The 18168-nt window shown below is 58.8% G+C and carries 13 protein-coding genes and 1 other RNA gene; 6 read left to right on the forward strand and 8 right to left on the reverse strand.

Features of this window, described 5'->3' with window-relative positions; genetic code table 11:
• Window positions 1-3 precede the first annotated feature (3 nt).
• From B5F12_RS02325 to B5F12_RS02340, 4 genes are all read right to left on the reverse strand, one after another.
• Window positions 4-1428, reverse strand: a complete 1425-nt coding sequence (locus tag B5F12_RS02325) for an amidophosphoribosyltransferase (protein ID WP_087229667.1) — start codon at window positions 1426-1428, stop codon at window positions 4-6.
• An 18-nt stretch (window positions 1429-1446) separates the two neighbouring features.
• A complete protein-coding gene (gene purC / locus B5F12_RS02330) occupies window positions 1447-2157 on the reverse strand; it encodes a phosphoribosylaminoimidazolesuccinocarboxamide synthase (RefSeq protein WP_087229670.1) in 711 nt (236 codons plus the stop codon).
• A 37-nt stretch (window positions 2158-2194) separates the two neighbouring features.
• The gene (gene purE / locus B5F12_RS02335; RefSeq protein WP_087229673.1) at window positions 2195-2695 is read right to left on the reverse strand and encodes a 5-(carboxyamino)imidazole ribonucleotide mutase; all 501 of its coding nucleotides are present in this window, start codon (window positions 2693-2695) and stop codon (window positions 2195-2197) included.
• 270 nt (window positions 2696-2965) lie between these two features.
• The gene (locus tag B5F12_RS02340; RefSeq protein WP_087229676.1) at window positions 2966-4045 is read right to left on the reverse strand and encodes a hypothetical protein; all 1080 of its coding nucleotides are present in this window, start codon (window positions 4043-4045) and stop codon (window positions 2966-2968) included.
• Between the two features lie 135 nt (window positions 4046-4180).
• Here B5F12_RS02340 and B5F12_RS02345 point away from each other — a divergent pair, with 135 nt between their 5' ends.
• Window positions 4181-4729 carry a phosphatase PAP2 family protein gene (locus tag B5F12_RS02345; protein ID WP_242954867.1) on the forward strand — a complete coding sequence of 183 codons (549 nt, stop codon included), beginning with the start codon at window positions 4181-4183 and terminating at the stop codon, window positions 4727-4729.
• On the opposite strand, the gene B5F12_RS02350 is transcribed toward B5F12_RS02345, so the two are convergent.
• The 4 genes from B5F12_RS02350 to B5F12_RS02365 form a co-directional block, all read right to left on the reverse strand.
• Window positions 4707-5432: a tRNA threonylcarbamoyladenosine dehydratase gene (locus B5F12_RS02350; protein ID WP_087229679.1), complete on the reverse strand. Its 726-nt coding sequence runs from the start codon at window positions 5430-5432 to the stop codon at window positions 4707-4709. The genes B5F12_RS02345 and B5F12_RS02350 overlap by 23 nt on opposite strands.
• A gap of 308 nt (window positions 5433-5740) precedes the next feature.
• Entirely contained in the window at window positions 5741-7291 is a 1551-nt protein-coding gene (locus tag B5F12_RS02355) for a peptidylprolyl isomerase (RefSeq protein ID WP_158096728.1), read from the reverse strand.
• A gap of 178 nt (window positions 7292-7469) precedes the next feature.
• Window positions 7470-7668, reverse strand: a non-coding RNA gene (ssrS, locus tag B5F12_RS02360) — 6S RNA.
• A 13-nt stretch (window positions 7669-7681) separates the two neighbouring features.
• Complete coding sequence (locus B5F12_RS02365; protein ID WP_087229684.1) at window positions 7682-7969, reverse strand: DUF1292 domain-containing protein; 288 nt, start codon at window positions 7967-7969, stop codon at window positions 7682-7684.
• A 309-nt stretch (window positions 7970-8278) separates the two neighbouring features.
• Here B5F12_RS02365 and B5F12_RS02370 point away from each other — a divergent pair, with 309 nt between their 5' ends.
• The 5 genes from B5F12_RS02370 (at window position 8279) to smc (ending at window position 18166) form a co-directional block, all read left to right on the forward strand.
• Entirely contained in the window at window positions 8279-10978 is a 2700-nt protein-coding gene (locus B5F12_RS02370; protein WP_158096729.1) for a transglycosylase domain-containing protein, read from the forward strand.
• A gap of 478 nt (window positions 10979-11456) precedes the next feature.
• Window positions 11457-11897, forward strand: coding sequence for an ACT domain-containing protein (locus B5F12_RS02375; RefSeq protein WP_087229691.1), 441 nt, complete (start codon window positions 11457-11459; stop codon window positions 11895-11897).
• A 23-nt stretch (window positions 11898-11920) separates the two neighbouring features.
• Window positions 11921-13135, forward strand: a complete 1215-nt coding sequence (locus tag B5F12_RS02380) for a homoserine dehydrogenase (protein WP_087229822.1) — start codon at window positions 11921-11923, stop codon at window positions 13133-13135.
• A gap of 56 nt (window positions 13136-13191) precedes the next feature.
• Entirely contained in the window at window positions 13192-14418 is a 1227-nt protein-coding gene (locus B5F12_RS02385) for an aspartate kinase (protein WP_087229694.1), read from the forward strand.
• Window positions 14419-14581: 163 nt separating this feature from the next.
• Complete coding sequence (gene smc, locus B5F12_RS02390; RefSeq protein WP_087229697.1) at window positions 14582-18166, forward strand: chromosome segregation protein SMC; 3585 nt, start codon at window positions 14582-14584, stop codon at window positions 18164-18166.
• Window positions 18167-18168: the final 2 nt, after the last annotated feature.

The following is an 18168-nucleotide window of genomic DNA, read 5'->3' on the forward strand; positions in this document are numbered from 1 at the left end:
AAATTACTCCTTTCCGTTCCAGCAGTAGGTGCACACCTTATCCCGGTCCAGACCGATGGACTCCAGCAGGCCGTCCAGGGACTGATAGCCCAGGGAGTCAAAGCCCATCTTCTCGCAGATGGACTTGAGCATGCACTGGCCACGCTCGGTGTTGGCGTCGGCGTACTCCTCCAGATGCTTCTGACCCTCGTCGCCCTCCAGCTCCTGGATGGTGCGACGGGCCAGCAGGTCCATGTCGGAGTTGCCCCGGGAGAAGTTCAGATACTTGCAGCTGTACATGATGGGGGGGCAGGCGGAGCGCATGTGCACTTCCTTGGCCCCGGACTCGTAGAGGAAGTCCACGGTCTCCCGCAGCTGGGTGCCACGGACGATGGAGTCGTCCACGAAGAGAAGCTTCTTGTCCTGAATGAGCTCGGGCACAGGAATCTGCTTCATCTTGGCCACCTGGTTGCGCACTTCCTGGTTGGCGGGCATGAAGGAGCGGGGCCAGGTGGGGGTGTATTTCACGAAGGGACGGGCAAACTGCTTGCCGCTTTTGTTGGCGTAGCCGATGGCGTGGGGCACACCGGAGTCGGGCACACCGGCCACGAAGTCCACGTCCGGCTGCACGCCTCGGGCCTCTTCGTCCCGGGCCATGATCTCGCCGTTGCGGTAGCGCATGACCTCCACGTTGACCCCCTCGTAGTTGGAGTTGGGGTAGCCGTAGTAGGTCCACAGGAAGGCGCAGATTTTCATCTCGTCGCCCGCGGGGACCAGGGTCTCAAAGCCGTCGGCGGTGACCCGGACAATTTCACGGGGGCCCAGCTCGTAGGCGTCCTCGTAGCCCAGCTTGTGATAGGCGAAAGACTCGAAGGATACGCAGTGGCCCTCGGGGCCCTTGCCGATGAGGACGGGCAGACGGCCCAGACGGTCCCGGGCGGCGATGATCTCACCGTGCTCGGTGAGGATGAGCAGGGTCATGGACCCTTCAATGAGCTCCTGGGCGTTGCGGATGCCGTCAATGAGGTTGGTCTTCTGGTTGATGAGGGCGGCGGTGAGCTCGGTGGAGTTGACCTTGCCGGAGCTCATGGCCATGAACTGGTGGCCGGGCTCGGAAAAATGCTCTGCCACCAGCTGGTCGGTGTTGGTGATGACGCCCACGGTGGTGATGGCGTACAGACCCAGGTGGGAGCGAACCAGCAGGGGCTGGGGGTCGGTGTCGCTGATGCAGCCGATGCCGCTGCAGCCGTGGAAGTCGTGAAGATCCTTCTCGAACTTGGTGCGGAAGGGGGTGTTTTCAATGGAGTGGATCTGACGCTGGAAGCCGTCGGCGGCGTCATGAATGATCATGCCGCCCCGACGAGTGCCCAGGTGAGAGTGGTAGTCCACGCCGAAAAAGATATCAAGAGTTACGTCCCGCTTGGAGACGGCGCCAAAAAAGCCTCCCATGCTGTTCCTCCTAGTAAATTACTTGCCCATGAGGCGGCGGCTCATCTCCTGATAAGCGCCCTCCACGTTGCCCAGGTCGCGGCGGAAACGGTCCTTATCCAGCTTCTCGCCGGTCTTGGAGTCCCAGAAGCGGCAGGTGTCGGGGCTGATCTCGTCGGCCAGGACGATGGTGCCGTCGGAGGTCTTGCCGAACTCCAGCTTGAAGTCCACCAGGGTCACGCCGCACTCGGCCAGAGTCTTCTTCAAAAACTCATTGACGGCGAAGGCGTAGGTCTTGATCTGCTCGATCTCCTCCCAGGTGGCCAGCTTCAGAGCCACAGCGTGGTAGTCGTTGATGAGGGGGTCGTGGAGGTCGTCGTTCTTGTAGGAAAACTCGATGGTGGGCTGGTCGAACACAATGCCCTCTTCCACGCCGTAGCGCTTGGCGAAGGAACCGGCGGAGATGTTGCGGATGATGACCTCCAGGGGGACGATGGAAACCTTCTTCACGGCGGTCTCACGCTCATTGAGCTCTTCCACCAGGTGGGTGGGGACGCCGGCCTTCTCCAGCTGGGACATGAGGAAGTTGCTCATCTGGTTGTTGATGGCGCCCTTGCCCAGGATGGTGCCCTTCTTGGCGCCGTCAAAGGCGGTAGCGTCGTCCTTGTAGGAGACGATCACGATGTCGGGGTTCTCGGTGGCGAACACCTTCTTGGCCTTTCCTTCATACAGCTGTTCCAGTTTGTTCATGATAAATCGTCCTTTCTCTATCTCAAAGTGAATGAAATTACAGTTCAGCCAGTTCCTGCTGGAGTTTGTCTTCCTTGGCGGCGATTTGAGCGGCCATAATGTCCCGGTCGGCGTCCAGACGGGAGGCCAGCTCGTCGTCGGTGACAGCCAGAATCTGGGCGGCCAGCACAGCGGCGTTCTTGGCGCCGTTGAGGGCCACGGTGGCGACGGGGATGCCGCTGGGCATCTGGACCGTGGCCAGCAGAGCGTCCAGACCGTCCACAGCGCCGCCCTTGAGGGGGATGCCGATGACGGGGAGGGTGGAATTTCCGGCGAAAGCGCCGGCCAGGTGAGCGGCCATTCCGGCAGCGCAGATGATCACGCCAAAGCCGTTTTGACGGGCGGAGCGGGCAAACTCAGCGGCCTGGGCGGGCGTGCGGTGGGCGCTCATGATGTGGGCCTCGTAGGGAATGCCATAGTGGGCAAGCTGTTGACAGGCACCTTTCACCACGGGCCAATCCGAGTCAGAACCCATGATAACTGCAACTTTTTTACTCATTGTTCCATTCTCCTTTACAAAACGCATGCCAAAAATCAAACAGGCCAACCACGCACTTGTAGTCGGCCTGTTTGGATTATGGACGGAATTTGGACGCAGAGATGCCCTGAGACATGCCAGATGCAACAGAAAAATGCTCGGCCTTCACAGGGCAACACCTCTCTACAAAAAGTATCTTTATTCTATACACAAACGAGGGGGCAAATCAAGGTATAAAATTTTTTTCGTTAGCTTACACAATGGATTGCCTGCGGATTCTATAAGGGCTGGTTAGAATAACCCGGCTCGGTCCAGAATTTCCAGGGCGTCTTTGGCACGGCTGGCCCAGGAGGCGTTGCGGGCATAGTTCTGTCTGCGAGGGGCAGCCAGGGAGGACTCCTCCTCCAGCGCCCGGCGGCAGCGGCGCACAAATCCGGCGGAATCGTAGGCGGTGTACACCACGTCGGGGAAGGGCTCCACCTGATCGGGGTCAATCATGGTGACAATGGGCTTTCCCGAGGCCAAGTATTCGTACATGCGAGGGGGAATGATATCGCTGCCTTTGGTGTCGGCGTGGAAAAGGTCAAAGAGCACGTTGCAGGCGAACAGGTAGTCGGGCAACTCCACCGGATTGACAGGCCCGGCCAGGACGATGTTGGGATAGCGGCGCAGGCGGCTGCGCACGGTGGGGGTGACCCGGCCCATGAGCAGGAAGGTCCACTCCGGATGGGTGTGGGCGGCCCGGAGCATGGGCTCCAGCTCGATCCGACCGTTGATATCTCCCACCCGGCCCAGAATGGGGGAGGGCAGCTGGGAGAGACAGAGAGGCACCGTGAGTCCAGGGCGGGTGAACATGCGGTCGTTGACCCCGTTGGGCAGCAGGTGCACGCTGTCGTTGCAGGGGGAGAGGCGCTGGACCAATCCAGGAGAGGCGGCAAACACCACGTCGGCATGGCAGGTCAAATCGCTCTCTTTGTCCAGATAGTTCTCGTCCCACTCCCGGTAGCAGTCGTACACCAGACCGCTGTATGCCAACTGGTCCAGATGAACGGTCTGTTCTGGACTGGTGCACCACAACACCGGCTCCCGAAAATGGTGGTGAATCAGGACCTTTTCCATAAAGTTGGCGCAGCGCTGCTCATCTCGTCGCTGCATGGAAGGGTGATTCCATCGGGCGAACATGGGAGCGGGAAGGGTATACACGGTAATATGGGGGCGCATCTTGCGGCCCTGCTTGGGGCTCGGCATCCCGCGGGGGACGGGAGGCTCAAAAAAGAGAATTTGGATGTCGCTGAGTCGGGCCAGCAGCTGCTGGGTGCGGTTGGGGCGAGCCTGCCATGGGGTGTGGGACAGGCAGAGAATTTGCTTCATGACACTCACCTCAAAAGATCACATGGAAATCTTCTTGCAAGTCTGGACAAAATACAGTAGAATAGACCATATTTTGTCTTACAGGAACAATTATACAATAGGCTTGACCCCTGGGTCAAGGGAAGGAGTACCACTGTGCTGGAGTTGATACAACAATTGGACGAGGGGGCCCTGTGGTGGATTGCCCAACACCTGCGTATGGCCTGGTTGGACCCCTTGGTGATGTTCTACACCAATCTGGGCAATGGCGGCCTGTGCTTTATCGCCGTGGCCCTGCTGCTGTTGGCCTTTCGACAGACCAGAAAGGCAGGAGCTACCGCATTGACCGCCTTGGCGTTTGGTGCGGTGGTGACCAACCTGACCATCAAGCCGCTGATCACCCGGCCACGGCCCTGGGTGGTCATGGAGGACTTTGTGTGTCTGGTCACCAGTTCTGACCCCAATTCCTTTCCGTCTGGACACACCACGGCGGCCTTTGCCTTTGGCGTGGCGCTGTTTCTCACCGTGAAGCCAAAATGGGCAAAGGCCGCAGCCCTGGTGGCTGCGGCCCTGATGGGGTTGTCCCGGCTGTATGTGGGGGTGCATTTCCCCACCGATGTGTTGACGGGTGCAGTGATTGGAACCTGCTGTGGTATCCTGGCCAGCTGGGTGGTCCGGCGGGTCAGTGAGCGGTGTTCTCGTTAGTGAGATAGGAGATCACCCACTGGGCCAGCAATAGGCCTGCGCTGGCGGGCACCCACATGGAGCTGGCAGGAATGGAACGGCGGCCAGGCGGAGGCGTCTCCGTCCCGTCGTGGGCACGAGAGGGAAGCTCGGGGGAGAACACCACAGGGTGGTGGAGAATCCCCCGGGCTTTCAATTCTTTTCGCACCACCCGGGCCAGGGGACAGCCCTCGGTTTTGGACAGGTCTGCAATGCGCAGCTGCTGGGCGTCCAACTTATTGCCGGTGCCCATGGCGGAGATGATGGGGATGTTCCGGGTATGGGCGGTCTCGATGAGGTCCAGCTTGCAGGACACCAGGTCGATGGCATCCACGATACAGTCATAGGAGTGCTGGAAAAATTCCTCTCGGGTCTGGGCCTCATATCGGGCGGCCATGGGGTGGAGCTGGCAGGTGGGAGAGATATCAGCTAAGCGGAGGGCGGCAGCCTCCGCTTTTTTCATGCCTACGGTGGAGTGGAGAGCGAAGGCCTGGCGGTTGATGTTGCTCACGGACAGATCGTCCAGATCAATGAGGGTTAGTTCACCCACCCCGGACCGGCACAGGGCTTCGGCGCACCAGCTGCCCACGCCGCCCAGGCCGAACACAGCCACGTGGCTGTGCTGTAGCCGCTCCATGGCAGCGTCCCCCAACAGCATACGGGTTCGAATGAATTGGTCTTCCATGTCAGTTTGCCTCCTTTCTCAAAAATGCCAGCATTTTTGAGAGAAAATGCAGCCCGCTGCGTGCATAATTGGGTCAAAGAGCGACCCAATTCCACACTGGCGGGCTGAGAAGTGTTTTTTCCGATGCGCATGTCCCCGGAAAAAACGGATTTGAATTTATTTTCCCGCCTGTAGTCGGGAAAACTCTGCCGAGGGCTTATGTCTATGCAATACCATCAGAACTTCTAGCTAGGTGGTTGCTTGCTTGACAGTTTAAAATTTCCCCGGCGTATTAGGATACGCCGGGGAAATTTGAAAATCAAGTGGAATTAGTAGCCAAAGTACTTGGCACCGTCAGCCAGAGCGGTGGCGTAGGTGTCGCTGCCCAGCAGCTCGTCAGACCAGTCGGTCATAGCGTCGGTGGTGAGAGCGGAACGGACGGTCTGCTTCCAAGACTCCTCTTCCCACTCCTGGAAGTAGGTGATGTGGTAGCCGAAGTAGGCGGAGGTGGAACTGGGGTTGTCCTGGTGCTGGACCATGGTCACGTCACCCGTGGCACGCTCCTCCTCAAACAGCCAGCTGTTCCGGTCGTCGTTGAGGGTGCCGGACTTCACGCCGGTGGTCACACCGCCGTTGGAGGCAGTGGAGCTTGCAGAGTACTCCTCAGCCAGCTTACCGAAGGCCTCGGCGGTCTTGTCGCTCTCCTCCCACTTGGCCATGACCTCTTCGGCCTTGGCCTTGGCGGCGTCCCAGGCCTCCTGGGTGGGAGCCACGGTGTTGCCATCCTCGTCGGTGGTGGTCTCAGCCTTGATGAGGATGTCACGGATGGTGGCGGGAGTGGTCTTGTCCTGGTAGCGGTCGTGGAAGATCACCACGTAGTAGCCGGCGTCGGTGTTCTCCACCACGGCGCCCTGGTCCTTCTCCAGCTCCAGCAGCTTGTCCTTGTAGATGCTGGACAGGGAGGAGGCGCCTACCACAGTGGTGTGGTCAGCGGAGTTGCTGGGGGAGGTCTCAGAGATGAGCTTGGCCACATCGGTGCCCTCCTGGTAAGCGGCCAGGGCCTCGTCAGCTTTGGTCTTGGCGGCGGCCATGGCCTCTTCCTTCAGCTTGGAGATCTCGTCGTTGCTCAGGGTGTTGCCCTCGTCGTCGGTCTCCTCCACCTCGTCAGCCTTGAAGTAGAGGTAGGAGTACTTGAAGGTATCGGCGTCGTCCTTGTGCTCGTTGTAGTAATCCTCCAGATCGGTCTCGGTGAAGGACTCCTTGGTGTCGGTGTAGACATCATTGTAGTACTTGGTGGCCAGCAGGGAGCGGGCTTCCAGGTCCTCATAGACGCTGGGGGTGATGTACTGTCCATACATGGACTGGATATAAGCCTTGTAGGAGACAGCAGAGGTCTTGGCAGCGCTCTTGGTGGAGTCGATGCGCTCGTCCAGATCCTCCTGAATGTCGGACTTGGAGTAACCAGCCTCCACAGCGGCGTCATACAGAGCCTTGTCGTTCTGAGCCTGGCTCAGGGCGGACTCCAGGAAGAAGTCGCGGTAGGTCTTGCCCTCTTCCTCATCATACATCTGCTCGTTGTCGGGGGTGTTGGGGTCCACGGCGCGGTAGTAGTAGGCGTACATGTAACGGATGTTGTAATAATAGTAACCCAGCTCGGAGACGCTCACCTTGGTGTCACCAATGGTGGCGGCAGTGGCACGGCGCTGGAAGAAGCCAGAGTTCCAAGTAATCAGGGCAGCTACCAGAATGGCCACCACAACACCGATGGCGGTGTAGGTGCGCACCTTACGCTTGTAGGCAGCTTGTTCGGAATAGGCTTTGGAGTTCTTGTCGGAAGGGGCAACGGTTTGGCGTTGCTTCTTCTCTCTGGATGCACTCATGGTATCAATCCTCTCAGTATTCAGTGGTATCCCCGGTGGGAAGAACGGCACACCACGTCTGAGAGATGTGCCGAACGGGCATATTATACCACGTGGGGCTGGCGTATGCAAGAAAAAATCGGAAATTGTCACAAGGAAAAAGGCGATGCAGATTCGCTCTGCATCGCCTGAGTCATCAAAGGGCCCCGCCATAGCCGTGCCACCCAATTAAAAACCTGCACGCAAATGCAGGTGGGTTGTCTCCATCTGGTTTCCTCACTTCCAACGTCCAAACACTCCGAAGGGGTCCGGGAGGCCTGCGATCCGCCAGATGAGGGGACATCCCGTTTAAAAGATGTGGGTTTTAAAAAGGTGGTCACGAGACAAGGCAGGGATCAATTACGAAAAAGGTTACTGGGCGTCCTCGCCGTCCTCGTTGAACAGCTGAGTCATAAACTGCTCATAGACCTGGTCCAGCTCTTCCTGGTCGTCAATGTCAGCCAGGATCTGCTCCCCGTTCTCCTCAGCCACGCGCAGGAGAATCAGGCCGAAGTCCTCGTCGTCCTCGTCCATGTCAGCAGGGACGAAGGCCATGTAGGTGTTGTCCCGATACTCCAGTGTGCCCAGATGTTCCAATTCAAATTCGTTGCCGTCCTCATCGGTGACGGTGACGAAATCAGGTCCGTAGTCTTCGCTCATGCCTATAAGTCCTCCTTAGGGCGTTTTCGGGCGAATGTCTTTCGCTGGCTTTATTGTAACTGCAACGGGGCGAAAATGCAAGGGGGAGAATTGAGAAAAGAAAATCGAAGCTTCCGGGGCGCTCCGGGGGCAGGGTGGACAAAGCAGGGTGTGTGTGCTATAATATCATGAGTCAATTCGGTGTATAAGCAAAAAATTCCAGAAGAATGTGCTGAAAAATATCGTATTTTGACGGAAATAAGTTATAGAAGAATGAAAAAGGAAGACGAGTTGGGCGCATTGCGCCCCAATACATCGGAGGTACCCATTATGTCAGAGATGAATCGAAATCGACCCTCTTCGGAACGTGGACCCAGGCGTCGGCACGACACATCCCAGACCCGTGGAGCAAGTCCGGAGAGAAGCGGGGAGGGGAGTTCCCACCAGCCCCGTAAGAAGGCACCCACCAAGCGGTCAGAAATTGCCCTGCGTGTGGGAAAGGTGCTGGGGACCCTGCTGCTCATCGGTATCGTCACCAGTGCGTTCATGGCCTGTTATGCTGCGGTGTATATCACCAATGTCATCATTCCCGAGGCCAAGCTAGACCTGTCCGCCTACACCATCAACGAGAACTCTGTCATCAAGTACGAGGATGACAACGGTCAACTGGTGGAACTGCAAACCTTGGTGGGCGCAGAAAACCGCCAATGGGTGGACTATGATGAAATTCCCCAGGACCTTGTCAATGCGGTGGTAGCCGTGGAGGATAAGCGGTTCTGGGAGCACAACGGTGTGGACTGGTACCGTACCGCCGGCGCCTTTGTGAACATGTTCATCGGCATGAGAAACACCTTTGGCGGTTCCACCTTGACCCAGCAGCTGGTGAAGAACATCACCGATTACGATGACGTCACCGTCAAGCGTAAGATTCTGGAGATCTTCACCGCTCTGGAGCTGGAGAAGAATTACACCAAGGAAGATATCATCACCTACTATCTCAATGAGATCTTCCTGGGTCAGGGATGCTACGGCGTACAGTCTGCCTCTCAGATGTACTTTGGCAAGGACGTGTCCGAGTTGTCTCTGGCCGAGTGCGCCAGCCTGGCTGGTATCACCAACAACCCCTCTCTGTACAGCCCCTACTCCACCTTGGAGGTTACCCGCTATAAGTGCACCAAATGCGGCGAGTACTCTCTGACCAAGGATGATGTGTGTTCTGAGTGCGGAGCGAAGAACAGCTTCGACGAGGGCACCGTGTGGACGGCCCGAGACTACAACAAGGCCCGTCAGGAGCTCATTCTGGACCAGATGACCAAGGAAGATGTGCTGGGCGACAAGGCCATCAGCAAGGAAGCAGCAGAACAGGCCAAGGCCGAAGAACTGGTGTTCCGCTCCGACTGGGACGATGAGAAGAAAGAGGAGTACAACAACGCCAACACCAGCAACAAGACCATCTACTCCTGGTATGTGGAGGCGGTGATTGACGAGGTCACCGAGGACCTGATGGAACAGACTGGCCTATCCTATGAGGTCGTCACCAAGATGGTGTACAGCGGCGGTCTGGAGATCGTTGTGCCCTATGACCCGGAGGTTCAGGCGGCTGTGGACGAGGTGTACAACGACAAGAGCAACCTCAATTATATCTCCAGCTCGGGCCAGGAGATGAAGTCCGGCATGACCGTAGTGGATAATGACACCGGATATGTGGTGGCCATTGGCGGCGACGTGGGCGAAAAGACCATCAACCGGGGCTGGAGCTACGCTACGGATACGGTGCGTCAGCCCGGTTCGTCCATCAAGCCTCTCTCGGTGTATGCCCCTGCCATTGAGGAGAACCTCATCACCCCCAACACCGTCACCGACGATGTACCCCGTTGGATGGGATTTTTCTGGCTGAAAAATGAGCCGAACCGCTATCGTGGTCTAACTACAGTGCTGGAAGGTGTTACCGATTCTATTAATACCGTTGCTTCCAATGTTCTGGAAATGCTGGGCTTCCAGACCTCCTATGAATATATGACGGAGAAATTCAAGATCTCCACGGTGGTGGATGAAATGGTGTTGGAGAACGGCGAGGTGAAGACGGACCTGGGATACAGCCAGCTGGCTATGGGCGGTCTCACCAAGGGTATCTCCACCTTTGAGATGGCCGCTGCCTATGCCACCTTCCCCCGGGACGGCGCCTTTACTGAGGCCACCACGTACCTGACGGTGAAGGACCATGACGGCAATGTGGTCATCGACAACAAGCCCTCCACCGAGTATATCCTGAGTCAGCGTACCACCTACTATATCAACCAGATGCTCACCAACGTCGTCAGCAGCGGTACCGGTACTGCCGCCCGCATTTCCGGCCAGTTGGTGGCCGGTAAGACGGGTACCACCGATGCTGCCAACGACCAGTGGTTTGTGGGCTACACCAAGCACTACACCGCTGCGGTGTGGATTGGATATCCCAACAGTGAGTATATTGGTGGCATGTGGCCCAGCCCCTCCACCCTCCTGTGGCAGAAGGTCATGAGCCGTGTCCATGAGGACCTGCCCAGAGAAGAATTCACCCAGCCCTCTGGCGTGGTGACGGTGAGCATCTGTAAGGACTGCGGAAAGCTGGCCACCGACAATTGCTCCATGGATGTCCGGGGCAGCCGGGTTCAGAACATGACCCTGCTCAGCAGCGATGTGCCCAGCCAGTACTGCTCCTGCCATGTGGCCGTGGACATCTGCACCGAGGGCTCCGCCTCTGGAGGCTATCATCTGGCTGGACCCTACTGTCCTTCCAGCTCTGTCCGGACTGTGACCTTTGTGGACTACTCCCGGAACAATGAGTCCGGAGCCACAATTCTGGACACCGGTGCCTTGCTGCCCACAGTGCAGGGCAACGGCCAGTGTACCGTGCACAACAGCGGTACACCCACTGATCCTGAGCCCTCCACCTCGCAGGAGCCCACCGACCCGTCGGCCTCGCAGAAGCCTGAAGACGAGGGAAATGAGGACCCCAAGCCCAGCGCATCGCAGGAGCCGGAATCCTGATATTGCTCAGTAGAAAAGACTCCCCGGATGGTCCGGGGAGTCTTTTTTCAGCGTGTCGAAAAGTTCGACACGCTTCTCGAAAATGCCAGCATTTTCTCGAAAGGATGCAGCCCGCTGCATGCATAATTGGGTCAAAGGGCGACCCAATTCCACACTGGCGGGCTGAGAAGTGTTTTTTTCCGATGCGCATGTCCCCGGAAAAAACGGATTTTGATTGATTTTCCCGCCCCCACGGGCGGGAAAACTTTGCCGAGGGCCTTTTATATATGCAAGATCAGCTATTCTTCTTACATCGGCATGAGGCTTTTGGCAGTCTGTTTGTGCATGTTTTCTCATTGCGTGCAAAAACATGTAAACATATGGAATAATTTTGTGCAAAATGTCAGGAAAAGAAAATTGCCATCTGTCCATCTGCGTGATACAATAGACCACAATGGAAAGACATTAGCGATGTGCTTAGCAAAAGGAGGATCCATGTATGTCGCAGAGACCCAGGTATTTCATTGTGGAGGCATCCGCATTGCCGGAGATCTATTTGAAGGTGGCGGAGGCCAAGCGGTTGCTGGAGACCGGCGAGGCACAGACGGTGAATGCTGCCACCCAGCGGGTGGGCATCAGCCGCAGTGCGTTTTACAAATATAAGGATGCGGTGCGTCCGTTTCGGGATATGCTCCACGGTCGGATTGTCACCATCCAGATCCTGCTGCGCAATCGGCCGGGAGCACTTTCTGGCGTGCTGAATATGTTTGCAGATTGGGGGGGCAATGTCCTCACCATCAATCAGGCCATCCCGGGCGGCGAGTCTGCGGCGGTGACCCTGGGTCTGGAGACTTCGGGATTGAGCATGGAGCTGGAAGATCTGCTGGCCACCTTGCGGGATTTGCCGGAAGTGCTGCGTTGTGAAGTGTTGGCCGGATAAGACAAGTGAACGAGGTGAACAACATGGTAAAAGTAGCGATCTTGGGCTACGGCACCGTGGGGTCCGGAGTGGCTCAGGTGCTGTGTCAAAATAAAGATGCCATCGCCCGCAGTGTAGGGGACGAGGTACAGGTCAAGTACATCCTGGACGTGCGGGACTTTGACCAGTCGCCCTATGGCGGTACCTTTGTGAAGGACTTTTCGGTGATCGAGGAGGACCCGGAGGTATCCGTGGTGGTGGAGACCATCGGCGGAGCCACGGTGGCTTTGAACTTCACCCAGCGGGCTCTGAGCGCAGGCAAGCACGTGGTGACCTCCAACAAGGAGCTGGTGGCCTGTCACGGGCTGGAGCTCACCCGACTGGCTCAGGAGAAGGGCGTGTGCTACCTCTTTGAGGCCAGCGTGGGCGGTGGCATTCCCATCATTCGCCCCTTGACCATGTGTCTGGCGGCCAACCAGATGGAAGAGGTCTGCGGCATCCTCAACGGCACCACCAACTATATCCTCACTCGGATGATCGGGGCGGGGCTCTCCTTTGAGGCGGCCTTGAAGGAGGCCCAGGAGAATGGATATGCCGAGCGGGACCCGTCGGCGGACATCCTGGGCTATGACGCCTGCCGGAAAATCTGCATTTTGGCGGATCTGTCTTTCGGCAAGAATGTGGACCCCCAGCTGGTGCCCACCGAAGGCATCACTGGTATCACCCTGGCGGATGTGGACTATGCCGACGGTGCAGGCAAGAAGATCAAGCTGCTGGGCCGGGCGCTACGCCAGCCGGACGGACGGGTGTGTGCCTATGTGGCGCCCCATCTGGTGGATGGCAGCCACCCCCTGGCAGGCGTAGAGGATGTATTCAATGCGGTGCTGGTGAAAGGAGACGCTGTGGGCGAGGTCATGTTCTACGGCCCCGGCGCTGGCAAGCTGCCCACCGCCTCCGCTGTGGTGGCGGATGTGATGGACATTGCCCGCTCTAAGGGTGCTCGTCCTCCCATCACCTGGGAGCAGGGCGATGACCAGACGCTGTGCGGCACCGACGAGCTGGACAGCCGCTTTTACGTGCGGGTTCAGGCAGGGGCGGACGCTCTTCGCACCCACGTGGGCGAGATCAAGCTGCTTGCTCGCAGCGGGGCGGCAGCCGGTGAGACCGCCGGTATCACCGAGCAGGCTATGACGGAGCAGCAGCTTCGCTTCAAGCTGGAGGGGATGGAGGTACTCTCCCTCATCCGCGTGCTCAACTGACCCGCCAGATCGGCATAGTATAGGGCAGAATACAGCCCGAAAGGATTGAATGTGCAATGGCATTAATCGTACAAAAATTTGGAGGTTCCTCGGTGGCAAATGCGGAGCGTGTGCGCAATGTGGCCCGCATCATCACCGACGCATACAAAAAGGGAAACAATGTGGTGGTGGTGCTCTCCGCCCAGGGAGACACCACGGACGATCTCATTGAGAAAGCTCTAGAGCTCAATCCCGACCCCTCTCGCCGAGAGATGGATATGCTCCTGTCCACCGGCGAGCAGATTTCCTGCGCCTTGTGCGCCATGGCCATCGAGAAAATGGGCTGCCCCGTGGTGTCCCTCACCGGCTGGCAGGCAGGATTCCACACCAATTCCGGCTATACCAACGCCCGCATCAAGCGGGTGAAGCCCGACCGCATTCTGGAGGAGCTGGACAAGCGGCGCATTGTCATCGTCACCGGCTTCCAGGGCCTGAACAAGCACGGGGATATCACCACCCTGGGCCGAGGCGGTTCGGACACCTCGGCGGTGGCTCTGGCGGCTGTGCTCCACGCCGACCTGTGCCAGATCTACACCGACGTGGACGGCGTATACACCGCCGATCCCCGCCTGGTGCCCAACGCCCGGAAGCTGGAAGAAATTACTTACGAAGAGATGCTGGAGCTGGCGTCCCTGGGCGCTCAGGTCCTGCACAACCGCTCGGTGGAAATGGCCAAACGCTATGACGTCAGGCTGGAGGTGCTCTCCAGTTTCACCGATGCACCCGGTACAAAAGTCAAGGAGGTAGTCAAGCGCATGGAAAAGTCTCATATCAGCGGTGTGGCCAAGGATAAGAACATTGCCCGTCTGGCTCTGGTGGGCCTGGAGGACACCCCGGGTATCGCCTTTAAAATCTTCTCTCTGCTGGCCCGGAACAACGTCAACGTGGACATCATTCTCCAGTCCATTGGCCGCAGCGAGACCAAGGATATCAGCTTCACCGTGGCCAAGAGCGACATGGAGCTGGCCCAGAAGCTGCTGGAGGAGAATCGGGATGTGATCGCCTTCGACCACATCGACGTCTCGGACAACATCGCCAAGGTGTCCATCGTGGGCGCTGGCATGATCAACAACCCCGGCGTGGCTGCCACCATGTTCGAGGCTCTGTTCAATGCGGGCATCAACATCAATATGATTTCCACCAGTGAGATCAAGGTCTCTGTGCTGGTGGATAGCTGCGATGCCGACCGGGCGGTGCAGGTGGTGCACGATCGGTTCTACGACGAATTCAACGGCGCACGGTAATTTGTAGACAAAAAGGGGTGGCCCGGTGGGGCCACCCCTTTTGCGTGGAATAGAAAAAACGGGGGAAACGGTTGCAACAAGGGGGGAATAATGATACAATCAATACGTATTGTCTTGCGAATCCATGGATTGGGCAGGACGCGAAGCAGACCTTTTATGCGAGGTGCGAGGATTGTATTTAAAAGCGCTGGAGATTCAGGGGTTTAAGTCCTTTCCGGAGAAGACGGTGTTGACCTTTGGCGCCGATATCACCGTGATTGTAGGCCCCAACGGATCGGGAAAATCCAATATTGCCGACGCCATTCGGTGGGTGATGGGGGAGCAGTCCACCCGTACCCTCCGGGGCAACAAGATGGAGGATGTCATCTTTGACGGCACCGCCAAGCGCAAGAGCCTGGGGTTTGCAGAGGTGACGCTGGTGCTGGACAACAGCCAGCACCTGCTGGACCTGGAGGAGCAGGAGGTGGCGGTGACCCGGCGGTACTACCGCTCCGGAGAGAGTGAGTACTACATCAACCGCCGTTCCTGCCGCCTGCGGGATATCAATGAGCTGTTTATGGATACCGGTCTGGGCCGGGAGGGCTATTCCATCATCGGCCAGGGCAAGATCGACGAGATTCTGTCGGTGAAGAGCTCGGATCGGCGTGAGGTCTTTGAAGAGGCGGCGGGCATCTCCAAGTACCGCCACCGCAAGGAGGAGGCGGAGCGGAAGCTCCAGCGCACCGAGGAAAACCTGGTGCGCATCAACGACAAAATCGGCGAGCTGGAACTTCAGGTGGAGCCCCTGCGGGTGCAGGCGGAGAAGACCAAGAAATATCTGGTGATGCGGGATGAGCTGCGGGGGCTGGAGATCTCCCTGTGGCTGGAGCAGCTGGAGCAGCTGCGAGCCAGCAGCATCCAGCTGAAAGCGGCCCTGGACACCGCCACCGCCCACCGGGAGGCCCTGCGGCAGGAGCTGGAGGGACTCTACCAGCAAGCGGAAGGCTATGCCCAGCAGATGCAGCAGCATGAGGTGCAGGCCGAGGAGATTCGGCGGGCCCAGAGCGACCTGGAGCAGCAGGTGCACCAGGGACAGAGTCAGTTGGAGCTGCTGCGCCGAGATCAGAAGAACAACACGGACAACATCCAGCGCATTCAGGACGAGCTGGAGCAGCAGGCGGGCCGGGCCGGTTCTCTGGCTCAGCAGGTGCAGCAGCGCCGGGAACGCTTGGAGCAAGTGGAGCGGGCCATGGCGGACTGCCAGGCCCAGCTGGAGCAGCTGGAGGAGAAAATCCGCCACCTCATGGACTCGGTGGGCGGTCTGGACCAGGAGCTGGCCCAGCTGCGGGAACAGGAGCGGCTGGAACAGGCATCCGCCGGAGAGGCCAAGGCCCTGTTGTCCGCCCTGTCTGCGGCGGGGCAGGAGCTGATGGACCGGGAGGAGAGCGTGGCCCGGGAGCTTTTGGAGCAGGAGGCCCAGAAGCGACACATGGAGGAGGAACACGGACGCCTCCAAGGCCAGCTGGACAAGCTGGTGGAGGAGCGGGACGGGGTGTCCAACACCTTGGCAGGTTACCAGATGCGGCTGCAAACCCGGCAGCGGAAGGTCCAGCAGGTTATGGAGACCCACCGCCGCCTGGAGATGGACCACAACAACCTCCAGTCCCGCATCCACATGCTCTCCGAAATGGAGAAATTCTACGAAGGATATTCCAAATCCGTCAAGCTGCTCATGGGCGAGGCCAAACGGGGCGGCTTGTCGGGAATTCGCGGCCCGGTGGCGGGGCTCATCCATGTGCCCGATGCCTATGCTGTGGCCATTGAAATCGCCTTGGGCGGTGCCATGCAGCACGTGGTGGTGGAGCGGGACCAGGACGCCAAGCAGGCCATCGGCTGGCTCAAACGCCGGGACGGTGGCCGGGCCACCTTCCTGCCCATGAACACCATGCGACCGGGTTCCCTCCGGGAGACGGGGCTGGAGTCCCAGCCCGGGTACGTGGGCATGGCCAACGAGCTCATCGGATACCATGAGGATTATCAAACTGTGATGTCCAATCTGCTGGGGCGCATCGTCATCGCCCAGGATTTGGACCAGGCCATGGCCATGGCCCGGCGGTATGGACACCGCTTCCGCATTGTCACCCTGGACGGCCAAGTTCTCAACGCCGGCGGCTCTATGACCGGCGGCTCTGCCTCCCGGTCTGCGGGCATTCTCTCCCGGGCCAACGAGCTGCAGCGGCTGCGGGGCCAGATGACCGCCTTGGAGCAGGAGATGGCGGGGTCCAAAGAGCAGTTGGCCCAGGTTCAGCGGGAGCAAGCGGCGGCGCAATACGAATTGGACAACGCAGCCTCTCAGCTGCGGCAGGCGGAGGACGCTGTGCTCACCCATTCCCAGCAGCTGGAGCACCACCAGCAGCAGCTCCAACAGGTGGAGCAGCGGTGCGCCACCCTGCGCCAGGAGCGGGAGACCTTGCAGCAGCGTGGGGAGGAAAACGCCCAGGCGGCCCAGCGGGCCAAGGAGCGTATCACCCAGCTGGAGGGCTCTGCGGCGGCCATCCAGGCCCAGTCCCAGGACAAGACCCAGGGCCAGAGCACCTTACAGCAACAGCTGGAGGAATGCAGCGAGGACATGGCCGCGGTGCGGGCCAAATTGGCAGGACTCCAGGGCGAACAGAACGCCATGCAGGTGAACCTGTCTCAGCTGGAGCAGTTGCAGCAGGACCTGTCTGGGGACACTGCGGGCCGTCAGGCCATGGTGGAGCAGCTACAGGCCCAGAACCAACAGATTGCCCAGCAGATGGTGGAGCAGGACACCCAGGTGCAGGCGTTGCTGCGCCAGCGGGAGACCTGGAGCGGACAGCTCACCTCCGTCAACCAGAAAAAGCTGGAGCTGGAGGGAAAGCGCAACCAGGCGGACAAGCAGGCCCGAGAGAAGAACAACGACCTATTGTCCATGGAGCGGGAAGTGTCCGTGCTGGAGCAAAAGTCCATGGCAGCGGCCATGGAGGAGGGCCAGATTCTGGACAAGCTGTGGGAGAACTACCAGCTCTCCCACGAGGCGGCCCGCAGTCAGCGGGTGGAGCTGGAGTCTGCCGCCAAGGCCACACGGCGCATTGGGGAGCTGAAACGGAATATCTCCGCTCTGGGCAGCATCAACCCCGATGCGGTGGAGGAGTACCAGCGGGTCTTTGAGCGGTACAGCTACTTTACCGACCAGCGGGATGACGTGTCCGGGTCCAAGCGGGAACTGGAGGGCATCATCCGCCAGATTACCCGGGAAATGACCGACATCTTCCAGGAGAAGTTCCAGGAGATTCAGCGGGCTTTCCAGGAGACATTTTTAGAGCTGTTTCGAGGCGGCAAGGCCACCTTGGAGCTGGAGGACCCGGAGGATGTGCTGGGCTGCGGCATTGAGATCAAGGCCCAGCCCCCCGGCAAGGCGCTGAAGATCATCAGCTTGCTCTCCGGCGGTGAAAAGGCCTTTGTGGCTATTGCCCTGTACTTTGCCATTTTGAAGGTGAGGCCCACTCCCTTCTGCGTCATGGACGAGATCGAGGCGGCCTTGGACGACGCCAACGTGGTGCGCTACGCCCAGTACCTGCGGCGGATGAGCGACCGGACCCAGTTTATCGCTATCACCCACCGGCGTGGCACCATGGAGGAGGCGGACGTCCTCTACGGCGTGACCATGCAGGAACAGGGGGTCAGCCGCATTCTCACCATCAATCTCAACGAGATGGCGCAGGAAATCATTCCAGAAACAACATAAGA

This window comes from Pseudoflavonifractor sp. An176 (genome assembly GCF_002160435.1).
Lineage (GTDB): Bacteria > Bacillota > Clostridia > Oscillospirales > Oscillospiraceae > Enterenecus > Enterenecus faecium.

Coding starts and splice junctions, on each gene's coding strand:
- B5F12_RS02325 (WP_087229667.1), bottom strand. CDS start 1,428: ATGGGAGGCTTTTTTGGCGCCGTCTCCAAGCGGGACGTAACTCTTGAT.
- purC (WP_087229670.1), bottom strand. CDS start 2,157: ATGAACAAACTGGAACAGCTGTATGAAGGAAAGGCCAAGAAGGTGTTC.
- purE (WP_087229673.1), bottom strand. CDS start 2,695: ATGAGTAAAAAAGTTGCAGTTATCATGGGTTCTGACTCGGATTGGCCC.
- B5F12_RS02340 (WP_087229676.1), bottom strand. CDS start 4,045: ATGAAGCAAATTCTCTGCCTGTCCCACACCCCATGGCAGGCTCGCCCC.
- B5F12_RS02350 (WP_087229679.1), bottom strand. CDS start 5,432: ATGGAAGACCAATTCATTCGAACCCGTATGCTGTTGGGGGACGCTGCC.
- B5F12_RS02355 (WP_158096728.1), bottom strand. CDS start 7,291: ATGAGTGCATCCAGAGAGAAGAAGCAACGCCAAACCGTTGCCCCTTCC.
- B5F12_RS02365 (WP_087229684.1), bottom strand. CDS start 7,969: ATGAGCGAAGACTACGGACCTGATTTCGTCACCGTCACCGATGAGGAC.
- B5F12_RS02370 (WP_158096729.1), top strand. CDS start 8,279: ATGTCAGAGATGAATCGAAATCGACCCTCTTCGGAACGTGGACCCAGG.
- B5F12_RS02375 (WP_087229691.1), top strand. CDS start 11,457: ATGTCGCAGAGACCCAGGTATTTCATTGTGGAGGCATCCGCATTGCCG.
- B5F12_RS02380 (WP_087229822.1), top strand. CDS start 11,921: ATGGTAAAAGTAGCGATCTTGGGCTACGGCACCGTGGGGTCCGGAGTG.
- B5F12_RS02385 (WP_087229694.1), top strand. CDS start 13,192: ATGGCATTAATCGTACAAAAATTTGGAGGTTCCTCGGTGGCAAATGCG.